The sequence below is a fragment of the Anaerobiospirillum sp. NML120511 genome (assembly GCF_023050955.1).
Taxonomy (GTDB): domain Bacteria; phylum Pseudomonadota; class Gammaproteobacteria; order Enterobacterales; family Succinivibrionaceae; genus Anaerobiospirillum.
The window spans coordinates 1-20,088 of the sequence record NZ_JALKIK010000011.1; the positions used below are offsets into that span (position 1 = coordinate 1).

At 54.9% G+C, this 20,088-nt stretch carries 7 protein-coding genes; all 7 read left to right on the forward strand.

What is annotated here, in order from left to right:
• Window positions 1-911 (forward strand): flagellin (locus MXE39_RS04760; RefSeq protein WP_246978362.1); only part of this gene is annotated, 911 nt, incomplete at its 5' end.
• A 1,112-nt stretch (window positions 912-2,023) separates the two neighbouring features.
• A complete protein-coding gene (locus tag MXE39_RS04765) occupies window positions 2,024-4,792 on the forward strand; it encodes an AraC family transcriptional regulator (RefSeq protein WP_246978364.1) in 2,769 nt (922 codons plus the stop codon).
• A 765-nt stretch (window positions 4,793-5,557) separates the two neighbouring features.
• Window positions 5,558-5,863, forward strand: a complete 306-nt coding sequence (locus tag MXE39_RS04770) for a hypothetical protein (protein WP_246978365.1) — start codon at window positions 5,558-5,560, stop codon at window positions 5,861-5,863.
• A gap of 922 nt (window positions 5,864-6,785) precedes the next feature.
• The gene (locus MXE39_RS04775; RefSeq protein WP_247073822.1) at window positions 6,786-6,935 is read left to right on the forward strand and encodes a hypothetical protein; all 150 of its coding nucleotides are present in this window, start codon (window positions 6,786-6,788) and stop codon (window positions 6,933-6,935) included.
• 570 nt (window positions 6,936-7,505) lie between these two features.
• Window positions 7,506-9,200 carry an asparagine synthase B gene (asnB, locus tag MXE39_RS04780; RefSeq protein WP_246978367.1) on the forward strand — a complete coding sequence of 565 codons (1,695 nt, stop codon included), beginning with the start codon at window positions 7,506-7,508 and terminating at the stop codon, window positions 9,198-9,200.
• A 318-nt stretch (window positions 9,201-9,518) separates the two neighbouring features.
• Entirely contained in the window at window positions 9,519-10,523 is a 1,005-nt protein-coding gene (locus tag MXE39_RS04785) for a hypothetical protein (protein ID WP_246978369.1), read from the forward strand.
• 3,147 nt (window positions 10,524-13,670) lie between these two features.
• On the forward strand, window positions 13,671-18,554 hold the full coding sequence (locus MXE39_RS04790; RefSeq protein WP_246978371.1) for a diguanylate cyclase: 4,884 nt from the start codon (window positions 13,671-13,673) through the stop codon (window positions 18,552-18,554).
• The last annotated feature ends 1,534 nt before the right edge of the window (window positions 18,555-20,088 follow it).

Below are 20,088 nucleotides of genomic sequence, written 5' to 3' on the forward strand. Positions count from 1 at the left end.
CAGTTTACGTCAATACCAATGTTTCCAGCCTCAACGGCCGCAGATACCTCAACAACGTACAGAATCAGCTCACTACCACATACCAGAGACTCTCTTCAGGTCTGAGAATTAATTCTGCCAAGGACGATGCTGCCGGCCTGCAGATCTCCAGCCGTTTAACCACCCAGATTAATGGCCTCAACCAGGGTAACCGTAACAGCGCCGATGGTATTGCTGTTGCTCAGACTATTGAAGGTGCTATGGACGAAATGTCCGGCATGCTCCAGAAGATCCGTACTCTGGCTGTACAGGCCAAGAACGGCACCAACACCCTGGACGACCGTAAGGCTCTTGCCAAAGAGGCAACCTCTCTGGCTCAGGAAATTACCCGTATCGCCAAGGACACAACTTTCGGTGGTGCAACCGTTCTCGACGGCGCCGGCGGCTTACTGACCAAGCTTGCAGGCGGTCAGACCGGTGCCTCTGTAGGTGAGCTTATCCTTCAGGTAGGCGCTAACAACGGCGACACAATCTCTTTCCAGGTTCAGTCCATGAAGTTCTCCCAGATTGCACTGGGTGGCGGTATTGCTGATACTGCTCTGAAGAACTTCTACTCCAAGGATAATGCCGTAATTACATTCAGCGATGCAGCAAAGATTGATGATGCTATTTCAGGTATGGACAAGATGATTGCTCTTGTTGACAGCCAGCGTGCTGGACTAGGTGCAATCCAGAACCGACTTGAGAGCTCAATCCGCAACCAGGCTAACGTTTCTGCCAACCAGTCTGATGCCCGTTCACGTATTCGCGACGCAGACTTCGCCGAAGAGTCCGCCAATCTGTCTCAGCAATCCATCATTCAGCAGGCTGCCACTTCCATGCTGATGCAGGCCAATACCCGCCCACAGCTGGGTCTGTCCCTGCTGGGCTAATCTGAGCCTTACAGCTAATCCGAGCTCGGCACTAAGCTGAGCTGCCACGCAAAGCCCCTGACCTTATGGTCGGGGGCTTTGTTTTTTTTCTGGACGGCGGAACATGGACTGGGACAAAATAAATACTACTGATAGCACAAAGTCCCGTACCGTGTTAGTATAATTTATCAGTTTTCCTGCGACCCGGCCCATGCGCACGGGCTTTATACAGGTACCAGCAATGATTGTTTGCACTGTACCATGAGCTGTTTCAGACCTGATCCACAGCTGACCAGGGCCTACAGCAGCGCTGTTCTTTATGCGTGAGGGATTAAGCCATGCTGCCCTGTATCTCAGGCTGCATGAAAGCGGGGCCACGAACTAAGACACTACATCACAGTAGCCTGCCCGCTGAACACCAGTATTCCTCTGTGTTTGCTGGTATGCAGCAGCAAATATACACACAGTAAGCCAGTAACACCGGATTTGCCTTAACTGTCCGGTATAGCCCGTCTTTTCCTGACTGTCAGTCCTACATGTCAAACTCTTCAGTACCAGCACAGCCATATGTCTGGCCAAAGCCCGCTTATGGGCCGGTCCTGCACATTGACAGTGACAGCGGTGTGCCTGAAAGCCAGACATCAGCTATGGCAAAGGTATTTCCCCTGATCTGTCTGACCGGGGTTGGCAGCTGAGTCTGGTGCGCATGCTGCACCTGATTCTGGTGCGCGTGCTGCAGCTGACTCTGGCGCGCGTGCTGCAGCTGACTCTGGCGCGAGTACTGTGGCTGAGTCTTGTGGGCGCACTGTGACGGTACAATACTGATCAGGAGTGTTTTGTTGGCTGTTCAGGTCTGGCCGGCATGAGCAGGGCAGCAATTTTGGACCGGGCGGGGAATGACTGAAAGTTAAGGCATATTGTCCGGGAGTGGCACGCGTCTACGGCGGCAGCACTTTGGTGCTGCCAGGCTGGCGCGCCCTGTAATTACAGGCAGCGCAGCTTACAGACATGGCAGCTGACGGGCGGGCTCAGGTCGGCATGGCACGGCATGGAATGGCACGGCACGGTATGGCATGGCATTGCAGTTATGCTGTGCCCCTGATGCATGCAGGATTAACAGGGAGGCAAAACAGATGCGCAGAGCTAACAAGGCAGCTTTTACCAGCAGACGCTACCGCGAGCTGATGCAGAACAATCGTTTTGAATGCTATAAGCACCTTGATACCAATCCGAGCGAAGACGTAGCCATTTGCCCGCATCATCATGCCTTCTACGAAATTATTTTTGTGGTCGAGGGCGACTTCTTCTATGAGGTAGAGGGACGTCCTTATCACCTCTCTCACGGCGATGTCATTCTCATTGACGAGCTGCAGTTCCATCACGGCCTTATCTACCACACCAAAGGCTATGAGCGCTACGCTCTGTGGATCCACCCAAAGTACATGCAGCGTCTTGCCCGCCGTTTCCCCAAGCTCGATCCTCAGTACTGTTTCCTGCAACTCAATTCGGACAATAACAACATCATCCATCTGGACGATACCACTTTCTCCGAGCTTCAGCAGGACCTCTCCTGTCTCTTTGAAAGCTTCTGGTCCAAGACCCCATCTGATGAAGTGCTCTCCGAGAGCTACTTTGCCATTATCCTGACCAAGCTCAATCAGATTGTGCACCGCCAGCACAGCGCCCAGGAAATCCCTGTTATCAGCGCCACCTCCTCGCATGTCAGCACAGTCTCATCAAGTCTTGATAATGATGCCTTTGCTGGCATGTACAATCAGCCGCGCTACAGCAATATGCCTCCTATTACCCACAGCGCCCAGGCGCTGCAGGAGGCTATTAACCTCAAGGCAGCCGTAGCTGACAGCTCAGTGTCAGGCGGCAGCCTGCAGGGCATGCAGGCTGGCAGCACAGGTCTTGTGATGCCCGATGGCAGCCCGCTGCGCACTACTCTTTCTACCCGTCCAGATCTTTCCAACACCAACTGCAGCACCTCAACTGTGCTTACCAGTGGCACTGAGGGCTACGGCACCGGTATGGAGCCAGGCTCTGACGTGGGCAATTACGGCTACAGTTCCATCTCATCTGTAGGTGTTCATCTGACCAATATAGGATCAGGCATGAACAGTGAGAACCGCGCAGGGACCTGCTCAGCTGCTGCAAGTGCTGCAGCGGGCAGTAATGCCACAGATGGGTTCGTGGCCGGAAATGCAGCTTCCGGAGCAGATGCTGAGTCAGCTCGTGCCTCAGGCGGGCAGCCAGGCGACGGGCAGCCAGGAGGCGATATCGCTGGCGGCGGTACCGCCGGCGCATCCGGGCCAGCAAGGCAGGCTGCAGCTCGTGGTGCTGTGGCTGCTGAGCTTGAGCATCACGAGGGCAGTGAGCCGCCACGTCCTGACTTTATGGCCATCCAGTCAATGGATGACATGCTGGCTGTGGTTAATGCTCAGCATCATCTGCACCCGGAGCAGGTAGGTTATCTCAATGGTATGCCTCTGCAGTATGCCACCGGCAATACCAGTGACGGCATTGAGCATGTCTTTGACCAGGGCCGAGAAATTCTGCCTGACAGCATTGCAGGTTCAGGCAGAAATGAAAGTGTTACACCTTTTGGCTTTAACTCGTCCCTGTGCAGCCAGAGGCCTTGCTTTGCCCAGAGCGGGGGGCTTAACGAAGCCCTGCTTTCAACCCTGTATACAGGTTCATCTCTGGTGTCCTTTGCGCCGTCTTTCAGGGAGGGAGCATCAGCTGAGGATGTTTCCTTCTTTGATCCTGATCCTGAGCTTGATGTGCCTCTGGTATCTGACGGTGCTGGTAACCCAGGGGATGCAGATGAAATTGCGGCTCTTGAATCCCTGCAGGCCGGCTCAAGAGCCGGTCCTCTGCCAGGATGCTCTCAGGGAAAGAACGTTATCAGCAACTGCCCTGGTGCCGCTGCTGCCCGTGCTGCCATGTCCTCTCAGGTCACCAGTGACGATGGCAGCATCACTGGAGTAGACAGTGCATCCTCGCTGGCCGCTGCCAATTCTCGTCTTAAGACCAGAGGACGCAGCCGCTCCCCTGTACCAGGAGCTGGCGCTGCTGGCGCCCACGGCGCTGGTAAACCAGGCGCTGCCGGTACTGGCCGACCAGGACACACTGATATGGCTGCCATGGCGGCCGCCATGGGGGCTGAAACCTCTCCGGGAGCCTCTGTAACTGCCGGTGATGAGGAGGCCATTAATGCAGCTGCTGCAGCTGCTGCGGCTGTAGCTGCGTCAGCAAAACCTGCGCAGGAGAGCGGCAGCTCCGGCGGACGCAGGCGTTCTGACAGTTACGCTACGGATGGCTCTGTATCAGCAGCTGGTGCCGATAAGGACAGTGGGCGTGAGCGTAATGGGCATGACTTCCAGACTCTGATTATGCAGGGAGAGGGACTTACCCCTGCTCCTGTAGTTGGCGATGGCGAGACTGCAGATTTTGAGATACCTGGAGACGATGATGAAATGCATCTTAATCTCAAGCTTTCAGAGAGTCTCAAGCTGTCGGCCTTGCTTAAGTTCATCAATCTTAATATCAATGAAAACCTCAGTCTGGATGAGATTTCCCAGCGCTTTAATCTGAGCAAGTTCTACCTGACCCGTCGCTTTAAGGAGCTTACCGGTCTGTCCCTGCATCAGTTTATTGTCAAAAAGCGTCTGACCCGTGCCCGCTATCTGATTTCAGTAGGAATGGACCCCTATCGTGCTGCCGTGGAAGCCGGATTTAACAACTACTCCCACTTCTCCCGCACCTTTAAGTCCTACTTTGGCCAGAACCCGAGCACTATCCCTCAGGCTAAGAACATTCACGTAAAGAGCGCCACCGCAGCTACCGATACCCCAGTCCCGTCACGAGTGGACCAGGATATCAGAATACGCGACTGACGGGCTATGGTCCCAGAGGATCCAGCGCAGCGCTGCCGTGCTGCGCGCGGCCAGCAGAACTAATAAGCAAAGGCACTGCCCTGCGGACAGTGCCTTTGCTGTCTGCAGCCCCGCCAAAAGCAGTGGCTGTAACGTCCAGGCCTGTTGAGACCGGGCCGACCTTGACCTGTAGAGAGTCTGGACTGTGGCTGACTTTACAGGGCTTGTGATGGACATGCTTACGAAGGCTGCAAGCCTGTCTCTGCTTGTCTCAGCATGCTGCGCCCTATGGCGCCCTTGCGTATGCCTGGCGTCAAGCCAGGGACAGTCAATGGTGCAGCTTACAGGGCCAGTTTACTGCTGCCACTGCCGCAGGAAAAAGGCAGTCTGTCCTTTTCCTCTATGCAGGCCTTTTATGATGGGCATTTGCGTGCCTTATGAGCGTGCCGGGCTGCTTTGTCCGTCACATTGCCGCTATCAGGCTCTATGCAGTATTGCCATATGTGTTTAGAATAAGGCAGCACGCGGCACGGCACGGCCGGGCCGTTCAGGCAGCGGCTTTATTGAACACTGGTCCTGGGAGCCAAAAGCTCCCTTTCTGATTATCCATAGTGACCGGACTGATGTATCCGTCAGACTCCGGGCCGATGGAAGCCGGTGGCTTCGGTGTGATTGAACATATTGTCTTCGGGCCGAAGGAACCAGGTGGCTTCTTGTCCCGGAGCCACATTATGGTAAGCCGTATGCCGGGCGTGCACATTGTTTTGTTATTGGCGGAGAGTGAGCATGTACCCACAAAATCGCGATCAGATCATTGAAGGCCTCAACAGGCTCAATGACACCCTGTCCCGTATGATCGAAGCCCGCGACAAGTCCGATGAGGTCGACGCTGACATTCTTGAGGTCAGAGTCAAGGCCATCAAGGGCATTGTGATGCAGGTTGATAACTCCCTGGGCGAACTGCGTGACCTGCTGGACACCATGGAACACTATGAGGATGAGCGTCATGAAGAGACCCGCCGTATAGTGGACCAGATTGAAGAATCCACGGCCGAGCTGGTCAACTACCTGCGCACTCTCGGCCGCTATTAACAGCACGCCATGAAAGGCAGGCCACACATGCTCACAGCCAGGCTCTATTCGGCCCTCCTGTGGCTTTGAGCGCCTCAGCCCAGGACAGTAGCCATTAAGCCAGCCATAGCCCAGGCTGCAGGGATCCTCCGGCACACACCATATAATGGTTAGCCCTCCTGTGGCTTTGAGGGCCTCAGCTCAGGACAGTAGCCGTTAAGCCAGCCATAGCCCAGGCTGCAGGGATCCTCCGGCACACACCATATAATGGTTAGCCCTCATGTCCAGTACAGACTGAGCTCGTATATCCAGTGCTCATACAGGAGCTGACCGGGCAGGAGCTGGGCAAACAGGTGGCAGCGCCTGGCAGGCAGGGAGTTAAGGCTGGGGCTGCTGTTTGTTGTGAGGACTGGTGGATGGCAATGGCGCCTTTGGGGCGCTTTTTTGTTGATGGCTGCGTCTTATTTCGGTGCATTCACGGCGGTGCAAACGTTACCAGTCATGGTGGCTGCGCTAAAAAGATCCACGACAAAATGGCTTAAACTTGCCTGTGCTGTGCGCTGAGCGCGAAAAATGGCAGTTTTGGAGTGCCCTGGCCAGATGAGTTTCAGATATGCTCTTTGTGGTATTTTTCAGGGCTGCAACGGTATCTTTTGTAACGGGGCGGATTTTTCGTCAGGCGCTGCCAGGATACTGTGCTATTTTGGTGCAAGCGTTACAAGCCGCTTAATTAGCCGCCTGTAATAAGATAAGCTACAATTGCTTTCGTGCATAAATGGCTGTCGCATCAGCTGTTCAGGGCCTGAAGGACCATACTGGTCTGACAGGACTGGTGTCCAGAGGTTGCTCCAGACACAGGAACGCAATGTTTGCCGGGCACTATATATGTGAAATATGCAAACAGCACATATGAACAGCCAGGTTTGTAATGCACCCGATTTATTTGAGAGTTCTGTCAGAGTGCTTTCAGGCCAATTTCAGATTTCTCTCGATTTCTGTCATAGTGCTTTCAGCCCTCTTTGAGATTTCTCCAGATTTCTTTCAGACCGGTTTTGGCCGCGTCTGGCAGACTCAGAGCCGCTCTGAACTCTGACCGGGGTCAGGGGCGGCACTGAGCCCTGCCATGGTACCTGGCTGCCACCTTGTGTGGCTGCCCAGGTACCGGTCAGCAGCTGCTGACCGACTCAATATCCGGAAAACATGTCAGCGTCTCTGCAGCGCCTTACCGGGCAGCAGATAACGCACAGACTTTCGGATGATCTTCCCAGCATGCTGCCTTACAGGTGGCATTGAGTTTTTCGCAGCCCCTGATGGGGCTGAGCTGTCCGGCCCGGGAGGAGCTTTCCTTACAGGCTGGGCTACAGGCTGAATACTTTTTCAGCTTTGTACAGCTCAGGACGTGCGCGTCGACACAAACTGCAACAGACAGCTTCCAGCCTGAAAGGGTTTTTATGGAGGCTGAGCCGGTCCGCAACGGCCGGCAGGCTCGACTCACACATGCTCTGCCTTATGGCATTGGGCATGCTGCAGGCCGGGCTGCCCTGACGGGCTGTTGCCCGGACATGGCGGTGCAGTCAGCAAAGGCTGTGCAGCTGCCAGTTCCCATGTTCTGGCCGCTGCCGCCCGAGAAAAGCTCACATCAACTTGGAATGTAAGTTTACTCATGTGTTCTATTTTTGGCATCTTCGATATTAAAGAGAACCCACAGTCCCTGCGTAACCAGGCTCTGGAATGCTCCAGGCTGCAGTTACACCGTGGTCCTGACTGGGAAGGTATTTATCAGGGCGAGCACGCTATTATCGTGCACGAGCGTTTATCCATTGTCGATCCTGGCAATGGTGCTCAGCCTCTTTACAATGATGACAAGACCCAGGTCCTGGCTGCCAATGGTGAGATCTACAATCACGTGCAGCTCAAGAGCGAGCTCAAAGAGCCTTACAATTTCAAGACCGGTTCTGACTGTGAAGTGCTGCTCCCTCTGTACCAGGAGTTCAAGCGCACCGGTGAGGTATTCCTCGACCGTCTGGTAGGCGACTTTGCCTTTGCCATTTATGACGCCCAGGACAACACCTACTTCATCGCCCGTGACCACATGGGTATCGTCCCATGCTATATCGGCTCTGACAAGCATGGTCACTTCTATGTAGCCTCCGAGATGAAGGCCCTGACCCCTGTATGTGATACCGTCAAGGAATTCCCACCAGGCCACTACCTGTACTCAAAGCAGGATCTTGAGTTCCATCCTTACTACAAGCGTGACTGGATGGAGTACGACAATGTCAAGGACAACACCACCTCCATTGCCGATCTCAAGGAAGCCTTAATGGACAGCGTCAAGCGCCAGCTGATGTGCGACGTTCCTTACGGCGTTCTGCTCTCCGGCGGTCTTGACTCCTCAGTTATCTCCGCCATTGCCAAGCTCTTCTCTGAGCGCCGTGTTGAAGACGGTGGCAAGAGCGAGGCCTGGTACCCACGTCTGCACTCCTTTGCCATTGGCTTAAAGGATGCTCCGGACCTCAAGAAGGCCCGTGTTGTTGCTGATTACCTGGGCACTGTGCACCACGAAATCAACTACACCATCGAAGAGGGTATCGATGCCCTGCGTGATGTTATCTACCACATCGAGACCTATGACGTAACCACCATCCGTGCCTCTACCCCTATGTACCTGATGGCCCGTTACATCAAGGCCATGGGTATCAAGATGGTACTGTCAGGCGAAGGCTCTGACGAGATCTTCGGCGGCTACCTCTACTTCCACAAGGCACCTGATGCCAAGGAGTTCCACGAGGAGCTGGTACGCAAGCTCTCCCAGCTGCACTTATATGACTGCCTGCGCGCCAACAAGTCCCTGATGTCATGGGGTGTTGAGGGCCGTGTTCCATTCCTGGACAAGAAGTTCCTGGATGTGGCCATGCGTCTGAACCCACAGGACAAGATGTGCCCTGGCAAGACCATTGAGAAGAAGGTTCTGCGTGAGGCCTTTGAGGGCATGCTCCCAGAGGAAGTACTGTGGCGTCAGAAGGAGCAGTTCTCCGATGGCGTAGGCTACTCCTGGATTGATGCCTTACGTGATCACGCTGAGAAGAACGTCTCCGATCGCAAGTTTGCTCAGGCTGCTGACCGCTTCCCTGTCAACACTCCACTTACCAAGGAAGCCTACCTGTACCGTGAGATCTTCGAGGAGCTCTTCAAGCTGCCATCTGCTGTTAAGACTGTTCCTTACGGCAAGTCCGTAGCCTGCTCCACCGAGACCGCCATTGCATGGGACGAGAAGTTCAAGAACATGGCTGACCCATCTGGCCGTGCCGTGACCGACGTTCACGACTCAGCCTACGAAATGGGCCACAAGCTCTAATATCACCAGAGCAGAACCGCCAGGACCACAGCACCTGACGGGCACAGGCAGGGCAGGCTTACGCCTGCCCTGCTCCCCAGCCACCTCACAGCTCTCACCGGGAGCTGTGAGGTGGCTGTGTCATTTTCAGGCCACTGTAAAATCGCGCCCCATCAGCCGGTTCTTACCGCCCCAAGGCCATTACGTCAGCCCGGGCTTTGCTGGTATCATATCCCGGCCACGCAGCCCACAGCCGCCGGCAGGGCCGACAAGGCAGGCCCTGCCGGTCGGCTGGTCAGGCGCTGCTTTCTTTTCACCCCCAACAGTCAAGGACAAATCATGGCCAAACAGGGACTGGTACGCATACCTTTTTATCCTCAGCTCAACTGCCTCAGGGATCTGGGCAGTGATATTCCCCTGGTCATGTCAGCTCTGCTGTTCTGGATGAGCCGCGCCAAAGAGCCCACCTTCTGTCCTAAAAGACATAATCATCAGATAGCCCTGCATCTTGGCATGGACCATCAGTCCTTTGCCTCAGCTTTTGAAAAGCTCAATGCTCAGGGTATTTTCTGCCGTCATGAAAAGTTCATTGAGCCCAAGGAAAAAACTGAGGACTCCAGGGTCAAGGTCGAAGAACTCTACGATCTGAACTTTTCAGCCTGCCAGCAGCTGCTGGCGCAGCATGGGTTTGACATCAGCCTCAAGCTGCTTATTAACGCCGCTGATGACAGCTTTGACTGTTATGACGTCATTGAAGAAAAATTTCTGCCGACCATACAGAGCCTGCATGGCTTTTTAAGCGGCGCCGACTATGAGCGCGCTGCCCTCGATATGGCTGCACTTACTGTCTATATCAACGAATTTCACGAAGACTTTGCCTTTAAGGCCATTGCCCCGGGCTGGAAACTGCTGCTGGCTATTCCAATGGGGGCTCAGTGGCAGGACTATGCCCGCGAGCTGTCAGTGCGCTTTATGCGCGCAGGCGAACGAGCCATAGACTTCAGTTTTACCGATGGCAATTTCTTTGTTCCTGACCATGCCGAAATCAAAAGCAAAATTCACATGGTCAAGCACTATGGCAATAAACACGAAGCCCGCATCATGGCGGCTGCCATGATGATGGCGCTTGCCTGCCGCTTCCCTGAACACCTGACCTTTACCTCAGAGCTCAGCGTGAGCCAGCTGATCCCAGCCCTTGCTTTGGTAAAAGAGGCCTTTACCGACCTTGATTTAAGCCCGGCCCTGCGTGAGGACTACTATACTTCCCGCCGCCTGAGCGTCCAGCAGCAGGCAAGCGAAGAGCAGCTCTTCGCCACCTGGCTTGCCTCCCGGACCGGCGCCTGACCGCCAACAGCTGCGCTGCCGCCGGCCATGTCCGGCCCGACCATGGCCCTGTCATGCCATGGCCAGCAGGGACAAGGCCGGGGGCTGACGGGCGTGCTGTAAAAACAAAAAAGCCCCACACTTGGGTAAGTGCAGGGCCATTGAGCATGACCGTTACAACTGTACAGTTTTGCGGTCATGCTGAAAAAATCGGGCCACTCTCCGGACCTTACGTCAGGCAAACGTTTGCACAAAAAGGCGCGTAGAGGTGTGTGATTATAATGGATAAAAAGCTGATGTATTGTTTGCTTACCGTTTACCAGGGCACTCAGTGCATACTGACGAGCCCTGCAAACTACCGGTTATCCGGCACGGCAGTCTGAGGCTGCATTAAGCCGCAATGCGGACATGAGCAGCCTTGTCAGTGCATGCGCACCGGGGCAGACTCTCCTGAGCCCGTTACTGTCAATCGAGCAGCAGACTCAACGACTGTGGGATGTCACAGCCATACTTCCTTACGACACCACAGGTGTAGTCTGATTGTCATGTCTGCAACAGCGAGGCTGATGACAGTGGCAAATCATATTAGATCCGGCAGCTTCATACCATACTGCAGGAAACAGAAACTCGTGTTGATTTGATTAAGTCAAGGAACATTTAACTTAAGAAGTGCCGGTGCCGCTCAGCGACACCGCCACTATATCCTTGTACTTTTTTGGAGTTGATCAAGTTGACCAATCAACTCGATACATATTTTGGCTCATTTACCATATTATTCAAAGCCCTGTTTATGACTTTTTTACAAAATCAGACCAAAAACAGGCAAAAATTAGCACTTTCATAACATCGTCAACTCACATAATTGCTCACAAAGCTGATATTTATCGTATTTGTTCCCGGTATCATCGTGCAAACAATTTATAAAAAAATTTTCACTTAGCACGCAGCAAAATGAAGTCACATCACACTGTCACCCTCATATTGGCATAACTAAATCAGTTTTTCCCTGTTATGTTTTCCGCACCGTCGTATCTGGTCAACGCCCCTGCCCAAAGCCCTCCAGCCCATCATTACCAGCCCCAATCCCCATACATCACCAGTACGTCAGTCATGCCTCAAGCAACACATGGGCACAGCTGACCGGTTCATGCAGCAGCCATTAAGCACGCCCCTGCACCATATTAGGAAGCGTGACCACGCGACAGAGGCTTTGCAGCCGATTCAACAGCGCGACAGAGCCCTTGCAGCGGACTCAACAGTGCAACACTGCAACAGTGCAACACTGCAACAGCACAACACGCCAAACTGCAAGGCTCTGACTCAGCAAATCAGCTGCAAGTGCATTGCAAATATAGGCAGCCTCATGGTCATACTGTCCCAGCTGTTCAGGGCCTCTATACTCAGTAACCACGGACTCTCTCACTGCCCTGCAAGTGCAGTTCTTGTCAGCATGACGGGCTACAGGCTTAAAGTAGCCGTAAAAACTTGCTGACGACCTCTATTGCTCAAGATAAAACAGCACTGTCTACCAGCCACCCTGCCTGCCTGCTTTCCTTCCTGCCAGCCCTCCTGCCTGCAAGTCAGTAAGCCATAGTGTTTCGTCAATGTTGCTGCATGCAAAAGCGTACTGCAGGGTGTGACAGGCGGCAGCTGGCACTTGCTCTTTAGTGCAGGCTGCTGCAGGCAGTTGAGACTGAGCCAGGGTACTTTCCTGGCAGCCTTGCCTGCTGCGGTCTGCAGCGGGAGGATACTGTACACTATGGCTTTTGCTGTCTGTTTGCAGTAATTGAGGTTCTGTTATTGCTGTTCACAGCCTGCTTACCGCAACCTGTCTGTATGACAACGTTTGCATAAATTTTTGCCTTGTGGCAAGTTCCTCCTGGGGCTGGGGAGCATGGTGCCTGTGGTGCCGGTGGCGGAGGGGTGGCTGGTTCCTGCGTGTTTTTTCTGATGCTTTGTCCGGCTTAAAGTGAAGTTTACACATGCTTGATTTCAGGACAATAATTTTGGCCACTGCGAGGGCCGTCGGCATAGCCATGGGTTATGCCTGAAAGTATGTCTTTATTTAAGAGTTTACATATATTTTCTTAAGTTCCGGGTCTGGGTGGCAACGTGTGGTGCTATCTGTAACCATATATGCTTTTTCATCAATGTGTGCACTGTGTCACCAAATGCATTTTATGCGGCAACAAAGCCCAATCGGATGCAGTTTGCAAGCTGTTTTATAGATATGAATGCTGATAGAATATATCTGTCTTTTTATGCGCTGTTAAGCCTGTTATGAAGCGATCTTGTGCACCAGGTTTCATCCTCTGGTAAATGATTTTGTATCGACCGTCACAAGATCGGACTATGCTGAAAAAAGACAGGTATTTTTTCGACCAGGATCATCTAAAATCATGGTTAGACATAAATAGTGAAATGGTCCCCTGTGCACGCATTTTCATTGGTCGGATGTCTGGCACTCAGCCACTCCACACGTGAGCGCAGTGGGCAACAAGTGCCGTATACCTCAGAGGCAAAGCTCACATGCACTCTTTGCAGCCATTGCATCAAAACTCACAACTCTGAGAACAGACAGTGATGTTTATCTTGCGCAACTGAAACTTCCTTATCTGTCATGCCCCATGCCTGATGCCTGCCCGTGGCACTGGCAGGGTTCAGGCTGTCTTGCCGCCTTGCAGTATGGTGACAGATATTCTTTCATTCACATGCCCTGGTGACATCAGATCACATGCCGGTAAAACTGCAAAGCTTACTGAAGTTACGACACTGATGCTGCAAATGTGACTGTACGCCTTTATCTGTTGAGAGGCGGCCAGCCCTGCCCAAACTGACATGTGAATATCGACTTCGTAAATCACCGTTGTACCTGACCTACAAAAGGAACTTTTTGCGTGTCTTAGCCCGCGCCTGCATAACCACTCACTTTTTGCTCTCTGCTTTTGAATATTACCGTTACTGCGTTGCCTGGATATCACCGCTTTACGGACATGCTGCCCTGAGCACAGCTGTCCCGTAACCGGCTGTGCTCAGGGCAGCAGTTTCAAGCCTTATCCCCGGCACAGGGCCTTATCCGGAGCCTGTGCCTGAGCGCCCAGGTTCCATGCCGGCCGCGCCAAAGTGCAGTTAACCAGACTGCACAAGTATTTTTGCAGGATAAAGATCGTGTTACCAAAGGATCAGCCAAGCCAGCAACAGACCGCCTCTGAGCAAAAGCTTCACAGCACAGCTCAGGACGGCTCTGCCGCCTCCCCTGATACTACCGTTGTCTGCCCTTCATCAGAGCAGCGCCAGTCCGCCTCATGCCCGGCAGCTGAGCATGTCACTGACGGCACAGCTGCAGGCCATGGCAATGGCAATGGCGAGCGCAATGGCTACGGCGACACCACCTGCAGTGACAGCACAGGCAACGCAGGTGGTGCTGCTGGTGACGCAGCCGGCAAGGCTGATGAGGCAGCAGGTGCTGCTGGTGGTGCTGGTGATTCTGATGATGCTGATGGCAGTGAGGGCGGAGCGCGGGGCAGCTGCCACAGTGGCCATGCCTCCTTTGATCCTGTGCTCAAGCGCGATTCTTTCAGCCAGTGGTTCTGTGTAGGTGCTCAGACCTGCCAGCACGAGTGCCTCTATGGCGACGGCCAGGTAAGCCCGGTACTCAACTGCATGCGCCGCAATCATCTGCTGGCCTCAGAAATTCTCAATGGTGCTGCTGACACTCATGCCCTCAATCTCTCTGCCAAGACTTTCCTGCCTCCTACCACCATAGCCGAGCTCAAGCAGGCTGCCATGGTGGCCTACGAATGGGCCCGTCAGATGGGCAATTACGGCAGTGGCTGTGCCGTCGACGAGGACAGCGGCACTGGCAGCGGCTATCAGCACAGATGCTACAGCTGCTCAAGCCTGCCATCATGCTCCCGTGGTCAGAGAATCATGGCTGATCGCCCGGATGACGACGATCTCTGGTCTGCCGTGCAAACCATTCCTTTTGCCCCTAAAAATACTTCATCCCTCAGCTCCGATACCCGGCTGCACATATCGGATCCTGCTGTGACCGTAACCGGAATTCCTCATGAAGCTCATGTTCAGGATAACTCCAGGGGCTCTGAATCTGGCGGAAATGTCGGCGTATCTGCACACTCAGCATCCGGAGCTGCCAGTGCTGTCGGCAGCGCTGCCATGGCCTGGCCCGGCAGTACTCTTGCCGGTGGCGGCACTCAGGCGGCTGCCCTTACTGATGCCCATGGTACTGTTATCCACAGCTCCCCTGCTATTGCTCAGGTCATCAGTCAGATGCCTCCTGAGGAGTTCATCAGAATTTCTACCTGCTCGCTGTCATCACGTGCTGCCGGTATTACTGACAGTATGACATCCCGCCCGACTGCCGGCAGTGATGCTGACGGCCTTGAGCACTGCCGCTGTGGCAATATTGGCATTCACTGCGCTCCTGAATCTCACAGCAGCCGTGAGGCAGCCTGCGTAAGCGGTGCAGCTGCCTCCTCACGCACAGTAGCAGCTTCAGAAGCTGCCCGTGACGCTGCTGCAGCAGTAGCTGCCGCAGGTGGTGCCTGTGACAAGGATTTATCCTGCAGCTCAGGCTGGGAGAGCCGCGCCAGCGACCGCTGTCAGGCCGACGGTGCCACTGGTGGCACCGGTGGCGGCTCTGGCGCCACAGGTACTGCAGGCGGCGCTGCAACAGGCGCAGATGATGGCGTGTCTGGTACTCTTTCAGAGCTGGCCGGTGCTGCCGCAGCTGCGGCTGTGCACAGCGCTGCCATGGCCCGCCGCAGTGCCCATCTGCACAAACGCGTATCCCCGCTGCGTGTCAGCGCCCGCGCCCGTGATCATGTGGTACGTCAGTCAGAATACAGCGCCTGGCCAGGTGTTCAAGAGCAGCCTGGCTGGCATGACCGTGGCCTGCATGGCAGCAGCGGCACGGCCGGCAATGGCAGCACTGGCGCTCATGGCAGTGAGCGTCACCAGAGCCCGCTGGGCGGCCGTCGTACCCGCGTGTCCAATATAGACTTTGAGCCTCATGATTTTATGGGACTGCTCTCCAGTGAGGAAAGAGCCGGTATTGATAAGAGCAATAAGGGACTGATTCCTGATCCTGAGAGTCAGCAGCTGGCTTCAGCCCTGCACTATCTGCAGCTCAGTCAGGCCATCAAGATTACCGAGCAGCTCACCGCCCGCTCCACCTTCAGTTTCAACATACCGGCCCGCAGCCCTCAGACCATGGATGCGCTCAAAAACGGCGCTGCCAATGAAAGCCGCAGCCAGGCCGCCCCGGCCCATGGCGCAGGCGCCAACGGTGCCACCGCAGGCGCCGCCGGTAGCGGCACTGATGGCAGTACCGGCAGCGATGCAGGCGTGGGTCAGTCAGGTCACAGCCATGACATGCAGGGTCAGTTTAGACCTGGTGCGGTAAGAACCATTGGCCAGAATGACCACCCGGACTACGTCCCTGCGTACACAGGGGATGACAGCTATCAGAGCCGCCTGATGGCTGCCAAAGCTATCTGGGAGGCTGCCGCACCGCCACATGCCCGCAAAGACAGCACAACCGGCACCACCGGCGCTGCCGGCTCTGCCGGGGCTGATACTGGCGCTGATGCCGGCGCAGCTTCAGGCTCATCAGGCCAGGCAGGCTCCGGTGCGGCCGGTGTACCGGCCGCAGCCGGGGGTGGCGCTCATGCGGCCGGTTTTGCTCATGAGCTCTTTGAAAAAGATGCCGCCCTGAAGCAGGCCAGTGAGTTTGACAGCCGTGCCGAAGAGCTCAACGCCCAGCGCTACATTCTTCAGCATGAAAAGAACAGAGCTGTACTGGATCGCTATACATGGTCAGATGACCACAGCCGTCCTCATATTGGCTCTGCCAATGTCAATGGCTCTTCACTCTTTAACAGTACTGATGCCCCGCAGGCGGCTCTGTCCGAGACTATTTTTGGCAGCCGTGCTCATACCCGTGCCCAGATGAATGTACTGCTGCGCTCCGAGCCTGGCTTTGCACCGGTCGTACCAGCAGCCGGTACCCCTGCCGATGCCGCCGCTGCGGCTGCGAGTGCGACTGCAGCAGCTGCTGACGCCCCGGCCGGTGTTACTGGCGGAGCCGGCACCAGCGGTGGCACATGCGGCACTGTACCTGACAGCCAGGGTTTTGGCTCCTTGCATTCCAGCAGCCTTGAGGGCATGGGCGAGGCCGTCTTTGACCGCCTGAGAAGCATTAACGCCGCCGCCGCCCGCGCCGGCAGTGCCGCCGCAGCTGATGACTCAGGGGCAGCCGCAGCTGGTGCCCCAGGTGCCGGCGCGGCTGGTGATTCAGGTGCCCCAGGTGCCGCCGGTGCCATTGCCGCAGGCACGGGAGCAGCCGCAGGGGCCGGTGTGGGTGCTGAGGTCCCCGGTGAGGCCATGGCCGGCTCGGAGATGGAGCTCAGTGGCAGCGACAGTGAAAATCAGCTGCGTCAGAATCTGCTTAACCTTGAGCACTCCATACATGTGCTGATGAGCCTGATTGGCTGTGGTGTTTATATCCAGGCCATTGGTGCTGACTGTCAGCGTCATCTGCTGTGGGGCAACAAGGGCTTTTATGACATCACAGGCTATGATCCGGCCTTCCTTATGGGCCTTGAGGGAGCTGAATTTGCCAGCAAGATCCTCCACCCTGATGATGTTGAGCAGTACTTCAGCACTTTCTCTCAGACCGGTGACAACTGTCAGAGCGTCAGCCTTGAGTACCGTATCCGTCATGGCCGCACAGGTGAGTACATCTGGCTTGAGGTCAAATCAGCCTTCCTTGGTATTGCCGGAGACAAGGGCCTGTACATGGGCATGATCACCGACATTACCGAGCAGAAGCTGCTCAACGACCGAATGGCCCGCTGGATACGCAAGAACGAGCTGCTGGCCGAGGCCTGTCAGGAAATGATTTTTGAATATGATCAGGACGATGATGTACTCGAGCGCTTTGGCAATTATCAGATTTATGTACCGGCCCGTGAGTCCATTCAGCCTCAGTTCCTCAACTATCTGAGTCAGCAGGACTATATGCATCCTGAAGACCGTGATCTCTTTGAGGGTATTTTCTCCGACCGCTCCCTGCGTGACGGTCATACCCGACGCACGGTCAAATTCAGAATGAAGCCTCAGGGTGTTGAAGAGTTTCAGTGGCACGAGCTTTCCGTAATCGGCTATACCGCTCAGAGTACCGGCCATACCATGCTCATTGGCAAACTGTACTCCATTCATGAGTATGAGATGAAAATTGCCGATCTCAATCATGAAAACATGCTTGATCCTATGACCAGGCTGCTCAACAAGAGCAGTATGGAGCAGCAGGTAGCACAGACCCTGCTCGAGCATCCATTTGAGCATCATGCCGTACTGATGATCGACATCGACGACTTCAAGAAGGTCAACGATACTCATGGCCATGCCTTTGGTGATGAAGTCATCATGATGATTGCCGAGTGCCTGAAAAATGCTTTCCGCAGCAGTGATCTGGTAGGACGCATGGGTGGTGACGAGTTTATGGTCATGCTCAAGAATGTCACTGTGGAGCAGGCTTCAGCTCTTGCCTGTCTGTACCATGAAATCATTCAGGAGGAGTGTCTCAAGCTCTCCATTCCATATCCGGTATCAAGCTCAGTAGGTATTGCCTTTGCCCCTGAGCATGGCAAGAACTACGCTGAGATTTACCACAGTGCCGACTGCGCCTTATACGAGGTCAAGCAGTTAAAGAAGGGCCAGATTGCCCTCTTTGACTTCACCAGTCCACTGCCAATGATCACAAAGCCAGCTACCCGCTCTCTTGGTAATTATGAAGAGCGTGTTGCCCGTCTGACCGCCCGCATGGAAAAGCAGCACCGCGCCTGGCTGCAGGCGCGTGCCGAAAAGGCCGCCCACGAAGAGCGTGCCGCCGCTCTGGCAAGCGGCAAGGCCCTGCCCTCCACCGACAGCCCGGCCACGGCCCTGTCCCAGGTTTCAGGCTCGAGCTCAGAGCCGGCGGCGCCCGCCCCGGCCACACAAGCCGACGGTGAACACGCCATCGAGGCCTGAGGCTCCGGCCCGCCACGGCACGGCACTAAGCCGCCTCCAGGCCACAGGCCAGCAGGCCCGCAGGCCTGCCTGACAGCCAGAGGGCCCTGGCAGGACAGGCAGTCAACTAAAACCTGACAGAGAGCAAATACTGTTTTGCTTTCAGTCAGGTTTTTGCTTTTCAGGCCTGAGCGCTCTATCACTCTGGTTACCACCGTCCTGATAACTCTGCTTACCCCACACCAGGAATTATTTATGGGCAAGGGATGCGTGCATATTGCTCTCATCCCTCCTGCTCCCTCATAAGCCCCCTGGTTACTCATAATAACCATGCCTCATGGCCCGCAGCATGACCCACGTCCGCCACAGGGAAACAGCCCTGAAGCTCCAGCAGCAAAGACAAGCGCCCCTTACCACTGACTCTTACTATAATATTTTGTAGAGTGTTTGATAAAACCAGTGCCACCCCATATGGTATGGCCTTTTACCATGAGGGCATACTGTGCACACCAGACATAAACTGCAGGCCTTACCTGATCTTACAGAACAGCAGTCCTGGTGACACCGTGTCCATGCGACCGGGGCATACTGTGCGCTAAAGGCAGTAATGCAGGCATGACTGCTGTCGAGTATGCCTTGAGGGCAGCTGTCATAGAAGAATGGAGGGCTGCCGCTGTCATGGCAGCATGGAGGGCTGCTGGCCATGCATCCTGAGGCAAATTGACTTTAAGTATCCCTGCAGCTGTCGTCGACAGTGTGCGGCCTGCCCTGCAGCTGCTCCTTGAAATGCTGTTCTCCTGTCCCGCTCCTGCTCGTCCTTTATTAACCTGAGCTGCAATTGCACAATGCTATCCTCCCGTGCCGGGAGCAGACTGCGTTCTGGCACTGCCATTGTGGCAGTGCCTGCCTTACGGAGGGCGTAAGACCAGCATGTCCATGTCTTCCTTTGGGTACATATGGCCTTTGGGGCGGCAGCAGCGTGCCGGTGAGCCATGGCTCAGTCAGGGTTGCATCTCTTAAAGATATCCCTTGCATCATGACAGCTGCATCATTTAACATGGATTAAATGTAAGGGGAGCATAACTGGATATTTTGAGATTATGCCCTCCTTAATCTCACGGGATCGCCATACTCCCGGCCTGTCAAACTGTGCCGGGAGCAAGGTAACAGTATGAGATAACAGTAACGCTGCCCTGCAGTGAGTCCTTACCTTAAGCACAGGTCATTACGTCCCTCAGGGGGATATTGTGACCCTGCCTGTGGAGAACCTGCCCATTGCGGCTGACCTCCACTGCAGACAGGTAACCATGCAGCAGCACTCAAACAGACATTTTCAGCAGCGGGCGGCTTTAATGGCCGCCCTGTAAGCTGCATACCAGGAGCAGGCTATGAACAGCCTTTGGTCGCGTTTTTCCCGCCTTTTTCCCCCTCACAAAAATCATGGGCCCTCAGATGCTCAGGAGATGTCATATGCCCCTGACTCCCCTGACTGCCCTGACATCCCTTATGGCTCTGGCACTCCTTATGGTCCTGACACCCCTTATGGCCATGACAC

Coding starts and splice junctions, on each gene's coding strand:
- MXE39_RS04785 (WP_246978369.1), top strand. CDS start 9,519: ATGGCCAAACAGGGACTGGTACGCATACCTTTTTATCCTCAGCTCAAC.
- MXE39_RS04765 (WP_246978364.1), top strand. CDS start 2,024: ATGCGCAGAGCTAACAAGGCAGCTTTTACCAGCAGACGCTACCGCGAG.
- asnB (WP_246978367.1), top strand. CDS start 7,506: ATGTGTTCTATTTTTGGCATCTTCGATATTAAAGAGAACCCACAGTCC.
- MXE39_RS04770 (WP_246978365.1), top strand. CDS start 5,558: ATGTACCCACAAAATCGCGATCAGATCATTGAAGGCCTCAACAGGCTC.